This window comes from Haloarcula sp. 1CSR25-25 (assembly GCF_032027985.1).
Lineage (GTDB): Archaea > Halobacteriota > Halobacteria > Halobacteriales > Haloarculaceae > Haloarcula.
This window is the reverse complement of the sequence record NZ_JAHYBW010000001.1, coordinates 72175-87129: the sequence shown is the minus strand read 5'-3', so window position 1 is coordinate 87129 and position 14955 is coordinate 72175. Positions and strand designations below refer to the sequence as shown.

Annotated in this window: 12 protein-coding genes; 9 read left to right on the top strand and 3 right to left on the bottom strand. The window is 63.1% G+C overall.

Annotation, left to right across the window (positions count from 1 at the left end; all coding sequences use genetic code 11):
• Positions 1-26: 26 nt before the first annotated feature.
• On the bottom strand, positions 27-1019 hold the full coding sequence (fba, locus tag KZ498_RS00305) for a class II fructose-bisphosphate aldolase (protein ID WP_312615844.1): 993 nt from the start codon (positions 1017-1019) through the stop codon (positions 27-29).
• 724 nt (positions 1020-1743) lie between these two features.
• Entirely contained in the window at positions 1744-2967 is a 1224-nt protein-coding gene (locus KZ498_RS00300) for an FAD-dependent oxidoreductase (protein WP_312615843.1), read from the bottom strand.
• A gap of 286 nt (positions 2968-3253) precedes the next feature.
• On the opposite strand from KZ498_RS00300, the gene KZ498_RS00295 reads away from it, so the two are divergent.
• The 9 genes from KZ498_RS00295 (at position 3254) to KZ498_RS00255 (ending at position 13892) form a co-directional block, all read left to right on the top strand.
• The gene (locus tag KZ498_RS00295) at positions 3254-4447 is read left to right on the top strand and encodes a phosphopyruvate hydratase (protein ID WP_312615841.1); all 1194 of its coding nucleotides are present in this window, start codon (positions 3254-3256) and stop codon (positions 4445-4447) included.
• 85 nt (positions 4448-4532) lie between these two features.
• Positions 4533-5507 (top strand): hydroxyacid dehydrogenase, encoded by a 975-nt coding sequence (locus tag KZ498_RS00290; RefSeq protein WP_312615840.1) that lies wholly within the window; start codon positions 4533-4535, stop codon positions 5505-5507.
• Entirely contained in the window at positions 5504-6292 is a 789-nt protein-coding gene (locus KZ498_RS00285; RefSeq protein WP_312615838.1) for an aldolase/citrate lyase family protein, read from the top strand. Before KZ498_RS00290 ends, KZ498_RS00285 begins: the two co-directional genes overlap by 4 nt.
• 169 nt (positions 6293-6461) lie before the next feature.
• A complete protein-coding gene (locus KZ498_RS00280) occupies positions 6462-6872 on the top strand; it encodes a CBS domain-containing protein (RefSeq protein WP_312615837.1) in 411 nt (136 codons plus the stop codon).
• 122 nt (positions 6873-6994) lie between these two features.
• Entirely contained in the window at positions 6995-8005 is a 1011-nt protein-coding gene (gap, locus tag KZ498_RS00275; RefSeq protein WP_312615836.1) for a type I glyceraldehyde-3-phosphate dehydrogenase, read from the top strand.
• 141 nt (positions 8006-8146) lie between these two features.
• Positions 8147-9544, top strand: coding sequence for a dihydrolipoyl dehydrogenase (lpdA, locus tag KZ498_RS00270; RefSeq protein WP_312615835.1), 1398 nt, complete (start codon positions 8147-8149; stop codon positions 9542-9544).
• 127 nt (positions 9545-9671) lie between these two features.
• Positions 9672-11426, top strand: coding sequence for a pyruvate kinase (gene pyk / locus KZ498_RS00265; protein ID WP_312615834.1), 1755 nt, complete (start codon positions 9672-9674; stop codon positions 11424-11426).
• A 199-nt stretch (positions 11427-11625) separates the two neighbouring features.
• The gene (locus KZ498_RS00260; RefSeq protein ID WP_312615832.1) at positions 11626-13374 is read left to right on the top strand and encodes a BCCT family transporter; all 1749 of its coding nucleotides are present in this window, start codon (positions 11626-11628) and stop codon (positions 13372-13374) included.
• A 188-nt stretch (positions 13375-13562) separates the two neighbouring features.
• Positions 13563-13892, top strand: a complete 330-nt coding sequence (locus tag KZ498_RS00255; RefSeq protein ID WP_312615830.1) for a carboxymuconolactone decarboxylase family protein — start codon at positions 13563-13565, stop codon at positions 13890-13892.
• Positions 13893-14134: 242 nt separating this feature from the next.
• Here the strand turns inward: KZ498_RS00255 and cmk are convergent, their stop codons facing one another.
• Positions 14135-14752: a (d)CMP kinase gene (gene cmk, locus KZ498_RS00250; RefSeq protein WP_396276083.1), complete on the bottom strand. Its 618-nt coding sequence runs from the start codon at positions 14750-14752 to the stop codon at positions 14135-14137.
• Between the last annotated feature and the right edge of the window lie 203 nt (positions 14753-14955).

Here is a 14955-nt window from a genome sequence, read left to right as displayed (position 1 = left end):
CCGCCGCCGGAACCGATTCCCGGTGGTCAGGCGAACTGGCTTCGACCGGCGCTCCCGGCGACGGTCGCCAGGTCGGCGTACACCTCGGCGATACGGTCGCGTATCTGCCGCCCGGCGACGCGGGGGTCGAAGTAGTCCTTGTTCGGCGACCACTCGACGTCGTTGAAGAACGTATCGCGGCTGTCGGCGATGCCCTCCGGGGGGACAATCTCGTCGGTGTGACTGCGGTAGAGGTCGAACGCGGTGCGGGTGTACTCGTACTGGTAACGCGTGTCCTTGTTGACCTTGCAGACCCCCCGCTGTAGCATCTCCTGTAACTGACCGGGCTGGACGCCCGACGAGCCGTGCAGGACAAGCGGCGTGTCGAGCCCGTGGTCGCGAAGCGCCGTTCGGATGTCGCCGGCCAGGTCGGGCCGGAGTTCGAGGTCCTTGCCTTTCGCGACGCCGTGCTGTGTCCCGACAGAGATCGCCAGCAGGTCACATCCCGTCCTGTCGACGAACTCGACAGCCTGCTCGGGGTCCGTGTAGAACGCTTCCTCGGCGACGATCTCGTCTTCGACCCCTTTGATCTTGCCGAGTTCCGCCTCGACGAGGATATCGGCGTCGGCCTCGTCGATCATCTCAACGACCGCGCGGCTCCGCTCGATGTTCTCCTCGAAGGGCTCGTGGGAGGCGTCGATCATGATCGACGACGGAACACCCAGGTCAACCTGTCGCTGGATGGTGTCGAGGTCCGTCTGGTGATCCATGTTGAGGAACACCCCGATGTCGTACTGGGCCGCGATGGTCTCGATGTACGACCCCATCGCCTGTAACCCCGCAATCGGGTCGCCGTTGCCGGCAAACGTACAGGCACCGTTGCTCATCTGTAACAGGAGGTCAGACTCGACCTGTTCGGCCCCCTCCATCAGCCCGATCATCGTGTTCGGTTCGGCTATATTGCTCGCGACCAGGCCGAACCCCTCTTCCAGTGCATCGTCGTACACGCTCGCCAGTTCAGTGCCGTCGTGAAAGACCACTACTGTTCACCACTGCGTGGTTCGATTCCATCCGGTATAAAACCCTACCGTGGGAGGCGCTTACAGGGCGCGATCCCGGCCCGACAGGGGGCCGCCCGACGGTGTCCGCTCAGTTCTCCGTGATGTACTGGGCGACGTTGAGCATCCGGCTGGAGAAGCCGTACTTGATGTCGTCTTTCGCCGGTAGCGGTCGGCTCACATGCAAACAGTTCGTGATACCGAAAATTTACGTGCGTTGTTACCTAGTCCCACGACAACATGTCTGATTCTGATAAAATGACACTGGAATTTGACAAGCCAGGAGTAAAAAATTAATGGGCCTCTCAGCACCTCACCCTCCTGGCCAGTCTAACGATAGTACTCCTGTTAGAATAAACTCGCAGAAATTGTATTTAAGTTGAAATGATTTGTGGGAATATTAATTGGATAATTTATGTTTCACGACGTCACAGTCCGGCTGATGACCCTGATTTTGCATGCCGAAAAAGCGTATGAACGACCGTATTGCCGCCCCTCCCAGGGAATTACGACGAGAACCGTGCTGTTTCAGTGGCAGCATCGTGCGGTGCTTCCGACCGCTAGCAGTACCGAACCGTTGTTCTGAACGAAGTTGAAAACGCCCCGGGACACTCCTCGGATCCGATTTCACGCGTCAAAAAACGCCCAGCGATTGATACCGTGTGAGGGTATTACCTGTTCGCTGTCACAGGCCGCGAACTCTGGTTTACTCCGCACCGACCACGTCCTGGTCAGTCGGTCCCTGGCCGTCGAACTCGGCCACGAGCCCGTCCAGTTGCTGTGGGTCGTCGACGCCCGGGAGCGTCCGGTCTGCAGTCTGGCAGTCCGCGTCGACGCCGAGTTCATCACAGACGAGGTCGGCCGTCGCCTCGGCCATCTGTCGGTAGGTGGTCAGCTTGCCGCCGACGATGCTCGCCATGTTGTCGACGCCGTCGTCAGCGTGGTCCAGTAGGAAGAAGCCCCGCGAGATGCCGCGGCCGCCGCGTTCGTCCTCGTCTGGCGCGTACAGGGGCCGGACGCCCCACCAGGTCCGGACCTCGGGTGCGTCCGCGACCGGGGGCAGCATCGCCGCACACTCCTCGATGCTTTTCTCGACCTCCCACTGTTCGGTCTCGTACTCGTCCGGGTCTTGGACGCGCACGCTTGTCGTCCCCAGGACGGCCTCGCTCTCGTGTGGCACGACGATGTCGCCGTCGTCGGGGTCCCGACAGCGGTTGAGCACCGGCCCGAGGTCGTCGTACTCGACGGAGACCATCACGCCCCGCGTCGGTCGCATCTCGACGTCGAGGCCGGCCAGCGCGGCGAACTCGCCCGCCCAGGCACCGGTCGCGTTGACGACGTAGTCGGCCTCGATGGTGTCGTCGACCGCCCCGCCGACCTGCACGCCGGCCACCTGCCCGTCCTCCACGAGCACGTCCTCGACGGGCGCGTGCGGGTGTACCGCCGCGCCGTGGTCGCGGGCATCGGCGGCGTTCGCGGCGACGAGTCGCGACGGGTAGATGACGGCGTCCGGGACTTCGAATGCCCGCTCGACGTCCGAAGCGAGCCCGGGCACTCGCTCGCGGGCCGCGTCGCCGTCGAGCGTCTCCGTGGGAATCCCTACCTCCTCACAGGCCGTGTGCTTGGCCTCGAAGTAATCGGGGTCGTCCTCGGCGAGCTGGACGAACAGCCCCCCGGTGTCGCGGATGCAGGCCCCGGCGATGTCTTTGAGTATCTGGTTCTCCGCGATGCACTCTTCGGCACCGACCCGGTCTGCCTCGGCGTAGCGGGCACCGCTGTGGAGCAGTCCGTGCGAGCGCCCCGAGGTGCCGCTAGTCAGTCCGCCCCGTTCGACGAGCGTCACGTCGACGCCGCGGAGTGTGAGGTCACGAGCGACTCCAGCGCCAGTGGCACCGCCACCGGCAACGAGTACGTCTGTAGCAATCGCCATAGCTACAGTTAGGACAACTGACGTAAGATTCTACCGGTGCTCGGGATGCCTGCAGACCCCAGTCTACCGAGCGCCAGCGACTGGTGATGGCCCGTCACCTGTGTCGGGGTACTTGAGATGCGATGGTCGGGTTCGATACTCACCGCCTATCAGAAGTTCTTTATCGGTGTTGTATGTAGTATGGTACCAACGGTCAGGTACTGCACCTGCGGACCGGTCACAGCGGGCGCTGCGAGCAGCGTGTCGCTCACACCGGTCTGTCACCCGTTGGGAATAACGAGTACACATGACACTCATCACAGACGTTCGACTGCGACGCATTCTGGACTCGCGAGGTAACACGACGGTCGAGGCCGACGTGGCCACTGACAGTAGCTTCGGCCGCGCGGCCGCTCCGAGTGGCGCATCGACCGGCGAACACGAGGCGATCGAACTACCGGCCGCGGACGCGATCAAGCGCGCCCGGGAACACGCTATCCCCCGGCTCGAAGGGGAAGTGCTCGCGGCCGAGCAGCGTGCGGTCGACGCCGCGCTGCACGACGCCGACGGGACGGAGAATTTCTCGGAAATCGGCGCGAACGCCGCCGTGGCAATCAGCATGGCCGCCGCGAAGGCCGGCGCCGGGAGTTCGGGCGTTCCGCTGTACAAACACCTGGGCGGGACCTTCCGGGGCGACCGGTTCCCCACGCCGCTGGGCAACGTCATCGGCGGCGGTGCCCACGCCGCGGAGGCCACGAACATCCAGGAGTTCCTTTCGGTTCCCTCCGGCGCGCCCTCTGTCACGGAGGCGATATTCGCCAATGCGAAGGTCCATGCCCGGATCAAGAAGTTACTACAGGACGAGGGGGTTCCGACCAACAAGGGCGACGAGGGCGCGTGGGCGCCGCCGATCGGCGACGCGAAGGCCTTCGAACTCGTGGACCAGGCGACTGCGGCAGTGTCGGACGAACTCGGCTTCGACATCGGCTTCGGCCTCGATATGGCCGCCGCCGAACTGTACGACGGCGACGACTACGTCTACGACGACGGTACCAGGTCGACGGCCGAGCAGATCGACTACGTCGCCGAGATGGTCCGCGAGTACGACCTGCGCTACGTCGAGGACCCCCTCGACGAGAACGCCTTCGGCGCGTGGAGCGAGCTGACAGACGAGGTCGGCTCGGAGACGATGATCTGTGGCGACGACCTGTTCGTGACCAACGTCGGGCGGCTCCAGGAGGGTATCGAGCACGGCTCGGCCAACAGCATCCTGATCAAACCCAACCAGATCGGGACGCTGACCGACGCCGTCGACGCTATCGAACTCGGGGCCCGGAACGGCATTCAGTCGGCCGTCTCCCACCGGAGCGGCGAGACCGAAGACACGACGATTGCCCACCTGGCCGTCGGGACCGCTGCGCCGTACATCAAGACGGGAACGGTCGGCGGTGAGCGAACGGCGAAGCTGAACGAACTGATGAGGATCGAAGGGACCGCGTAGACTCGGTTGCACTGGCCTGGAACGGGTCGTCCGAGACCTGACGGTCGGGGCACACTTTTTACCACCTCGTGTGAAGTAATAGCGTATGTCTGAAACCTGGAACGTGTTGCTCCCGACCAGTATCGATCCGGCGGGACCTGAGTCGATAGCCGACTTCGCGGACTGCACCGGGATGGACGAGTACGACAGTGTCACAGCTGCGCTGGACGACATCGGCCGATACGACGCCGTCATCGTCCGCGTCGCTGAACTGGACGGGGCCGTCATCGACCGGGCCGACCGGTTGCAGGTCATCGCCAAGCACGGGGCCGGCCTCGACAACGTCGACATGGACGCGGCGTCGCGCCGGGGCATCGTCGTCTGTAACACCCCCGGAGCCAACTCCCGGTCGGTCGCGGAACACGCCCTCTCACTGTTGTTTGCCCTGCGGCGCAACCACAGACCGGCCGACAGACACGTCCGTGAGGGCGGCTGGGACCGCTCGGCGTTCACGGGGCACGAACTCACCGGCGACTCGCTGGGGCTGTTCGGGTTCGGCGCCATCGCCCGGGAGATGGCGGAGCTGGCGCACGGAATCGGGCAGGACGTATTCATGTACGACCCGTACGTCTCGGACGACGACGTGCCGGCACGGGTTCAGCGGCTCTCGGAGTTCGAGGCGCTGTTCGCCCGGTCGGACGCGGTGAGCGTCCACGCCCCGTTGACGCCGGAGACGCGCAGTGCCATCTCGACAGACGAACTGGCGGCCCTCGGTGAACGGGGCGTCCTCCTGAACACTGCACGGGGCGCTATCGTCGACGAGGACGCGCTGCTTGAGGCACTCGAAACGGGGGCGCTCGGGAGCGCCGGGCTCGACACGTTCGCGGAGGAACCGCCCGGCGAGGACCACCCGCTCTACGCCCGGGACGACGTGCTGCTGACGCCCCACGTCGGCGGGGTGACGGAGGAGGCGCTCGCGCGGATGAGCCGGCGCGCCGCCAAGAACGTCCGCACCGTCTACCAGGGCGGGCTCCCGACGTCGACAGTGAACCGGGCCGACCTGGGCGAGGAGGAAGCATGAGGACCGAGAACGGCCTCCGCCGCGCGCTCGAACGGGGCGAGACGGTGCTCGGCGCCAGCGCGGCGACCTTTTCGCCGACGGTCATCGAGACGTACGGTGCAATCGGGCTCGACTTCGTCTGGCTGGACTTCGAACACGGCGGCCCGAGCCCCTACGACAGCACCGTCTTCGAGGACCTGACCCGGGCCGCGGAAGTTGCGGATATCGAACTGCTGGTGCGCCTGCCGGCCCCGGACCCGCCGCTGGTCAGGAAGGTGCTCGACGCCGGCGTCAGAACGGTGTTGCTCCCCAGGATCGAGACAGCCGCCCAGCTCCGTCCGGCCGTCGAGGCCGCCTACTTCTCGTATGACGACGGCGTCGGCGACAGAGGGGTCGGCATCGGGCGGTCCGGCGAGTGGGCGGGGTACGTCGACAGCTTCGTCGGCGGCGAGGACGATGAGGTCCTCGTCGGGACGATGATTGAGAACGAACGCGCCGTCGAGAACATCGAGGAGATCCTCGCCGTCCCGCAACTGGGCTTTGCCTTCGTCGGGCCGGCCGACCTGGAGATGTCGATGTCCGGCGGCGACCCGTTAAAAAAGCGCCCCACGGACGTCGAAGCCGCCGTCGACCGGGCGCTTTCGGCCTGTCTCGACGCCGATATCCCGATCGGTCGTATCCGAAACGACGTCGAAAGCGCGCGCGAGGCAGCCGACGCCGGCTACCAGATCCTCCGGGTCGGTGGCGACACCTCGTCGATGCGGTCGACGCTCGGTGACCGACTCGACGAACTCGATGGGCTCTGAACCGGCGACGCAATCGTGGTGAAACCAGCATCCGCGTCTGCCTGTGCCGTGCGGGCGCTGCTCGCGGGAGCGGGACACCGAGCCTGAAGCCACACAGGACGGCCAATGTCGGCTCTGAAGCGGACAGTCCGCAGGAACGGTATTGTCACCCATTAATTATTAAAGGACTATGCCCGTTGATGTTCTCATGGACAGAGAAGGAGTTCCCACCGAACAGCTGATGACGACAGACCTTGTCACCGTCAGTCCCGAAACGGGTGTCGGGGAAGCCGTAGACATACTGCTAGAGAAGGACATCGGATCACTTGGAGTCGTTGACGACGATGGCAGTCTGGTCGGTGTGATAACGAGTAACGACTTCCTGCACGTCATCTCGGGCGGAGATATCGACGACGACGCCACCATCGATGCGTACATGACAGAGCAAGTCGTTACGGTCAAGCCGGACGAATCAATCCAGACAGCGGCTGCAAAGATGATCACGAACGGCATCTCGCATCTCCCGGTCGAAGACGACGAGGAGATCGTCGGGATGCTCTCGACGACAGATATCACGGCGTACTCAGTCTCGCGCGCATAGCGCTGGCAGCCGCGGAGGCGGTCCGGACGAACGAACTTTTCGGGTGCGATCGTAGCGAACGGAGCGAGTGTACCACAATAACTATCACGGTAGTCTTTGACATTGCTAGACGGCGATAACTTATGAGTACAAATGAACCAGTCCGACTCGGAATCAACGGGTTCGGTCGTATCGGTCGGTGCGCGTTCCGGTATGCCTTAGCCAACGATAACGTAGAAATCGTCGGTATCAACGATCTGATGAACTTCGAGCAGATGGAATATCTGGCAAAGTACGACACGAACCTCGGGAACCTCTCGGTGGACCTCGAACTCGATGACGGACATTTACACGCCGGCGACGACGTGGTATCGGTATTCAACATCCAGAGCCCGGCGGAACTGCCCTGGGACGAACTTGATGTCGACGTGGCCATCGAGTCGACAGGTATCTTCCGGACCAAGGACGAAGCCGCGGCACATCTAGAGGCCGGGGCAGACAAGACACTGATATCGGCCCCGCCGAAAGGTGACAAGCCTGTTCCCCAGTTCGTCTTCGGTGTCAATCAGGACGAGTACGACGGCGAGGACATCGTCTCGGGGGCGTCCTGTACCACAAACAGCGTCTCGCTGCCGATGCACGTCCTGATCGAGGAGTTCGGAGTCAACTCCGCAGAGATGACGACCATCCACGCCTACACCGGCTCGCAGTCCATCGTCGACGGGCCGAAAAGCAAGGTCCGTCGAGGTCGGGCCGGTGCGGAGAACATCGTCCCGACGACGACGGGCGCATCGACAGCGACGACCGATATCCTGCCCGAGCTCGAGGGGAAATTCGACGGGATGGCCGTCCGCGTCCCGACTGCGGCCGGTTCGATCACCGAAGTCGTCGCCGATCTACGCGGGAACCCCGGACCGGAGGCGATCAACGACGCGTTACGCGAGTACGCGAACGGGGAACTCGAAGGATCGATGGGCGCGACCGACGACGAGATCGTCTCCAGAGACATCGTCGGCTGGGAGTACGGCTCCTGTGTCGACCTCGGTCAGACCAGCACAATCGAGGGGGGCGACCTCGCGAAGGTGTTCGCCTGGTACGACAACGAGATGGGGTACACGAGCCAGATGATGCGACTCGCCGAGTACGTCGCCTGAGATCCGCCCGTAAGGGTATTTCTCCATCGTAGAGAGCCCAGATAGCCACAACGTTCGTTCAGGACGTGCTGGCACTGGTCAACCGTGTGCGACGCCATCACAAGGGCACAAACCTAAGTCAACGAAAGCGGATGTAAAACCATGGCAATAGCTACAGACCTCGCAGTCATAGGCGCGGGGCCGGGGGGATACACAGCAGCGATCCGCGGCGCCCAGCGGGGGCTCGATGTCACGCTGATCGAGCGAGAAACCGTCGGTGGCGTCTGCCTCAACCACGGTTGTATTCCGGCGAAGGCCCTGATCCACGCCGCGGGTTTCCAGAAAGATATCGCTCACTGGAACGAGATCGGGATCGAAACAGGCGATGTCAACGTGGATTTTCAGGCGATCCAGGAGTGGAAACGCGAGGTGACTGAGACACTTGATACCCAGGTCGTTGAGAGCCTGAGACATCATGACGTCGAACTGATCGAAGGGACAGCACAGTTCCAGGATTCGACGACGCTACGGGTCGAGACTGGCGGGGACGACACCACGATCGACTTCGAGTCGGCGATCGTCGCGACCGGCTCCCAGCCGATCGAAATCCCTGGGTTGGAGTTCTCGCAGGACCGCGTCATCTCCTCGCGTGAGATCCTGCAGATCGATGCGGTGCCAGACGAGGTCGTCGTCGTCGGTGGCGGGTACATCGGAATGGAGGCGGTGACGAAGTTCAGCAAATTCGGCTCCGACGTCAAGATCGTCGAGGCGTTGGACCGAGTGCTGACACAGTTCGAGAGAGAGATCGTCGATACGATCCAGGAGACCAGCGAGATGTACGACAACGACATCTACACGGGCACGCTGGCACGACAGGTCGAATACGAGGACGGCACCCCCGTGTTAATCGCTGAGCAGGACGGGGAGACGCTCCGGATCACCGGCGACTACATCATCGTGGCAGCGGGCCGCGAACCGACCGCGCACTACGAGACACTGAACCTCGAGCAAACCGACGTAACGTATGACGATGACGGAATCGTTCAAACCGACGCCCGGATGCAGACGGCCGACGACCACATCTTCTGTGTGGGCGACGCTGCCGGGCCATCGTACCTCGCGCATGTTGCCTACCGAGAGGGGAAAGTCGCCGCGGCCGCCGCGGCCGGTGGAGACGCTACCTTCGACAACGAGTACATGCCGGCCGTGATGTACACCGATCCGGAGGTCGCGATTGTCGGGCTCTCGGAGGCCGAGGCACGCGAGCGACACGGCGATATCCTGGTCGGCGAGTTCCCCTTTCAGGCATCGGGTCGAGCACTGACCACAGACCAGCCGTCGGGTTATGTGAAGGTCATCGCAGATGCTGCTGAACAGCTACTGGGTGTGCGAATCGTCGGCGCGAGAGCGTCGGACTCGATCGCCGAAGCGACGCTCGCCCTGGAGTTGGGCGCGTCCTTGGACGACCTTGCGACCACGTTGCACGCGCACCCGACGTTCCCCGAGGCACTTTCAGAGGCTGCCGAAGCCGCCAGGGGCGAATCCATCCACGTCCACTGATCCGAGAGACGGTCGGGTGCAACGAGACCGGCGGGGACGCACTTTTTTATCCTTACCCATGGAAAGAGTTGACATGGTTCGAAGACTGCCGTGGAGCGGTACAGCCACAGGAGCGACGTAGACTCACATGCGAAACACGAAAATCGTCTGCACGATCGGCCCCGCGTCTGATTCACTGGAGACACTCGAGGGGCTCGCGAACGCGGGCATGTCCGTCGCGCGGATGAACGCCAGCCACGGGTCACCGGACCACCGGCGCACGGTGATCGACAGGATCCGTGAGGTCGACGCGGCCACCGACACACCGGTCGCGGCCATGCACGACCTGCCCGGCCCGGAGGTCCGGACTGCCCCGCTGGACGAGGCAATCCATCTGGCGCCCGGATCGACGGTCCGGTTCGTCGAGGGGACGGACGCGACGCCCGAGGAGATCGGCATCTCCCACGACATCTCTGCCGTCGAGTCCGGCGACAGGGTGTTGCTCGACGACGGCCGTATCGAGACGAGAGTCCAGTCAGTCAGCGACGGGGTCGTCACCGCGAGCGTGGCAAACGGCGGCAAACTCGGCGGTCGGAAAGGCGTGAACGTCCCGGGCGTCGAACTCGGACTGCCGACGATCACTGACCAGGACCAGCGCGAACTCGAAGTCGCCGCCGACAAGGAGGTCGACTTCGTCGCCGCGAGTTTCGTCCGGGACGGCGAGTTCGTCTACGAGATCAGTCAGGCGCTGGAGGACCTCGGTGCCGACATTCCGGTCATCGCGAAGATAGAGCGCGACGTCGCCGTCGAGAACGTCGACAGCATCATCGACGCCGCGTACGGTGTGATGGTGGCCCGCGGCGACCTCGGCGTCGAGTGCCCACTGGAGGACGTGCCGATGATCCAGAAGCGTATCATCCGGAAGTGTGAGAACGCGGGCGTCCCGGTCATCACGGCGACCGAGATGCTCGATTCGATGATCACGTCCCGCCGGCCGACCCGCGCGGAGGCCTCTGACGTCGCCAACGCTGTCCTCGACGGGACCGACGCGGTGATGCTCTCCGGCGAGACCGCCATGGGCGACCACCCGGTCCGCGTCGTCGACACCATGGACCGGATCGTCCGTGACGTCGAGGAATCGCCGGAGTACGACCAGCACGTCGAACAGCGCGTCCCCGACGCCGACGCGACGCGGGCCGACGCCCTGGCCCGTTCGGCCAGGTTCCTCGCGCGCGACATCGACGCGACGGCTATCGTGGCGGCGAGCGAATCCGGCTATACGGCGCTAAAGGCCGCGAAGTTCCGCCCGTCGATCCCCATCGTCGCGTCGACCCCGAACGACGGGACCCGTCGTCGCCTGGCGCTCTCACGAGGAATCATCCCGCAGACGGCCCCCTACACCGCCGAAGGTGCGGGCGCGGTGATCAGCAACGCCGTGCAGTCGGCGCTGGACGCGAACGCGGCCGAAAGCGGCGACACCGTGGTCGTGCTCTCGGGCATGATGACAGAGCTCGACGGGGTGAACACCTCGAACATGCTCAAGATCCACGTCGCTGCAGAGACCATCGGCACAGGACGGTCTATCATCGACGGGTTCGTCTCCGGGCCGTTCCACTGGACCGAGGACGGCGACCTGGCCGACGTTCCCTCGGGAGCGGTTCTCGGAATCCCCGCTGGCTTCGACAGGGAGTTCACTGGCGACCCGACCAAACTCGGTGGCATCATCGACAGCCACAAAGGGGCGACGAGTTACGCCGCAATTGTCGCGCGCGAACTCGACATCCCGATGATATCCGATGTCACCTTCTCCGAGGAGACGGCTGACGGAGCCGTCGTGACGCTCGATGCCGAACGCGGAATCATCTACGACGACGCCATTCACGAACGGACCAGCCGGGAGTGAACCGACTCGGGGTCTGGTTCAAGAAACTCCTCTGTTCAAACCTCTCGGAATGAGCGCAACGAATATACGCGCCAAGTGTCAACACTGTACATGGTTTTTTATACCATACCCAGGACGGACGCGGTCCCAGAGGCTCGAGTGGCGGACACGGGGTTCACCGCGACACGCCCGAGACCAGCCAGTTTCGGGGTGAGGGCCAGTGGCCGCTGACGACGACGAAACACTGGTCGGGGAGCCGTCCGACGGGCTGCAGGTTGAGCTGTTTCACCCGGATACAGAGCGCAAGCCCGGCGATACGAACGTCCAGATTGCAGGGGTCGACGTCCACCCGCGGGTGTTCCCGATTGCCTGTGCGGTGATTGCACTGTTTATCGGCCTGACGCTGCTATTCGAATCGAGTTCGGCGAAGATCTTCGGGGCCGGGCAGACGATCATCTCCGCGGGTGGTGGGTGGTTCTACATCCTCGCGATCAACGTCTTCATCGTCACCATCCTCTATTTCGCGCTGAGCAAGTACGGTGATATCCGCCTCGGCGGCGTCGAGGCCGACAAGGAGTTCAGCGACTTCTCGTGGATGGCGATGCTGTTCAGCGCCGGGATGGGGATCGGCCTGATGTTCTTCAGCGTCGCCGAGCCGATCTCCCATTTCGGGTCCGTGCCGCCGTTCTTCGAGGGTGTGGAGAGCGGGACTGCGGCCGCCGGCACAGCGGGGATGGCGATGACTTACTTCCACTGGGGGATCCATCCCTGGGCGATATACGCGCTCGTCGGCCTCGGACTGGCGTTTTTCTCGTTCAACCGTGGGCTCCCGCTGACGTTCCGGTCCGTGTTCTGGCCGTTGCTGGGCGAGCGGATTTACGGGTGGCCGGGCGACCTCATCGACATCCTCTCGGTCATCGCCACGCTGTTCGGTCTCTCGACGTCGCTCGGGATCGGTGCCCAGCAGGTCAACGCCGGTCTCACGGTTCTCTCGGGGGAGTACCTCTCGGCGACCGTCCCCCAGGCGACGTGGATACAGGTCGCACTCATCGCGGGCATCACGGCCATCGCGACGCTGTCGGTCGCCGCGGGACTGGACGGCGGCGTCCGTCGTCTCAGCGAGCTGAACCTGTATCTCATGCTGACGTTCCTCGTAGTGATACTCGCCGTCGGGCCGACGCTGTATCTCCTCAGAGGGTTCGTCTCCAGTATCGGGGCCTACGTCGGCGTCCTCCCGGAACTGGCGTTCTGGACCCAGACTGCCGGGGGCGATACCTGGCAGAGCGGCTGGACCATCTTCTACTGGGGCTGGTGGATCTCGTGGTCACCGTTCGTCGGCATGTTCATCGCCCGAATCTCGAAGGGCCGGACGGTCCGGGAGTTCGTGCTCTCGGTCCTGTTTCTGCCGTCGCTGTTTTCCTTTTTCTGGATGTCCACCTTCGGCGGGGCCGCGCTGTTCGTCGAACTCGAGACGGCCGGCACGCTCGTCGCGGCGGTCAACGAGAACGTGGCGACGGCGATGTTCGAACTGTTCTCGTTCTATCCGCTGACGGCGCTGATGTCGATCCTGGGCGTCGTCCTGGTGATAACCTTCTTCGTGACCTCTTCGGACTCCGGGTCCCTGGTCATCGACCACCTGACATCGGGCGGGAAACACGACGTTCCGGTCGCCCAGCGGATCTTCTGGTCGGTAATCGAGGGTGCCATCGCAGCCGTCCTGCTGATCGGCGGCGGCCTCGGCGCGCTCCAGACCGCCGCGATCACGGCCGGCCTCCCCTTCGCGTTCGTGCTCCTGTTGATGTGCTATACGGTCTATCTGGGTCTGAACCGCGAACACGAGATCATGGCGTCCGACGAGTTCGCCGAGTGGATCGAACGGATCGACGCACAGGGAGACTTTGTCGTCGAGCGCGACGATGCGTCCACGGACATCCGGGACGACAGTGATTCGGTGCCCACCGACGACTGAGGGTACCCCGTGTTCCGGTCCGGTCGCTCGGTACCGCACCTTCCTCGCCCTGAAGCGCAACTCACCGGGAGCCCGGTTCGAGAAACCCCTGTGTTAACACCGTATCGGGATGAGTGTTCACGCTTACCCAACCACTACCTGTGAGAGACCTCCACAAAGACTAATTCAGTCAGGATTGTTGTTCCAGTATGGCAGACGAACTCAATGATGCAAGCGAACTGCCATCGACGGCAGGGAAGGTAGCCGAGGTGTATCCCGACGTCTGGAACGAATACACCGAGATGGGGAAAGCCTGTTCGGCGGCTGGACCGATTGACGACGAGACGAAACGGCTCGTGAAACTCGCGCTGGCCGTCGGTTCACAGTCGGAGGGTGCCGTTCACTCCCACGTCCGGCGGGCGCTGAGCGAAGACATCGACCCGGAGACGTTGCGCCATATCGCAATACTCTCGATTCCGACTATCGGCTTCCCGAAGGCGGTTGCGGCCCTGTCGTGGATAGATGACCTCGCGGACTGAGACATCGGCGGTAGACAGTCCCAGATAGGGGCATCTATACTCAAATACCTCTATAGACAGCCAAATATCGCCATTAGAGACAAGTATCGACTGGGAAAAGAACTAAACTCAAGTATCTCGGACAACGTAGCTGTAAATCCTCTAAAGCCTCGTTTACTGTGGTGTATAGCCCTGATTTATGTACAGACGTCTCTATTTCGTTGGCACGGCTTGTTTCGACCGTGGACGAATCGCTCGCGGACTCACTGCTCGATTTCGATCAGGTCGGTTTCGAACGCGCCTTCGTCAACCTCTGGGTCGTACTGCTCGATCGCTGTCCGGACGAGCTCGAACACGCCTTTTTGGCTCCATCGCGCCGTGTTCAGATGCAGGTCGTAGAACGCCAGGTTACCGATGTCGATTTCGTAGTAGGACTGGTAACGGCCCGCTTCGCCTACTTCCCGGACGCCCATTTCGGCGGCGGTCTCCTCCCGGTTCTGGATACGCTCCTTTCGGACTTCCTCGGGAGCATCGAGATAGATCCGCAGGTCGGCACGGTCGCCGGCGAGTCGCCCGGCCAGGCGGGATTCGAGAATAAACGGCTTGTTCGCCGTGCCCCACTTCTCGGCAATCTCGCGGAGACGCCGGTCGAGCGCCCGATCGATCTCGTCAGAGCCCTGCGCCTCCGCACTCAGTTGCGTGAGCGTCATATCACGCTTGTTGGCGATTTCCCGGAAGATATCCCCGCCCGAAACGTAGGGGCAGTCCATCGCCTCGGACAGACGGGAACACAGGGTTGTCGCGCCACAGCCGGGCGGGCCCGAGACTGTGATGAACAGGTTCGTGTTGATCAACGGAATCTCGGTGGCGTTCTCGCTCACATACAACAATGGTTCTATGGATTACAAAGAAGCCGTGGTTCGGTGACATGGTACTCCGCGCTGCCGGCTTGCGCTCGTTCAGCACTGGGCTGGATTCTGTGAGACAGTACGAGGGCCTCTTTTCCGGAGCACAACCTCGGGGGCTCTGCCTCCACGAGATGGCCTGCTCGTGATATCGGCTTAGCCGTAGTTTCTTGTATCGC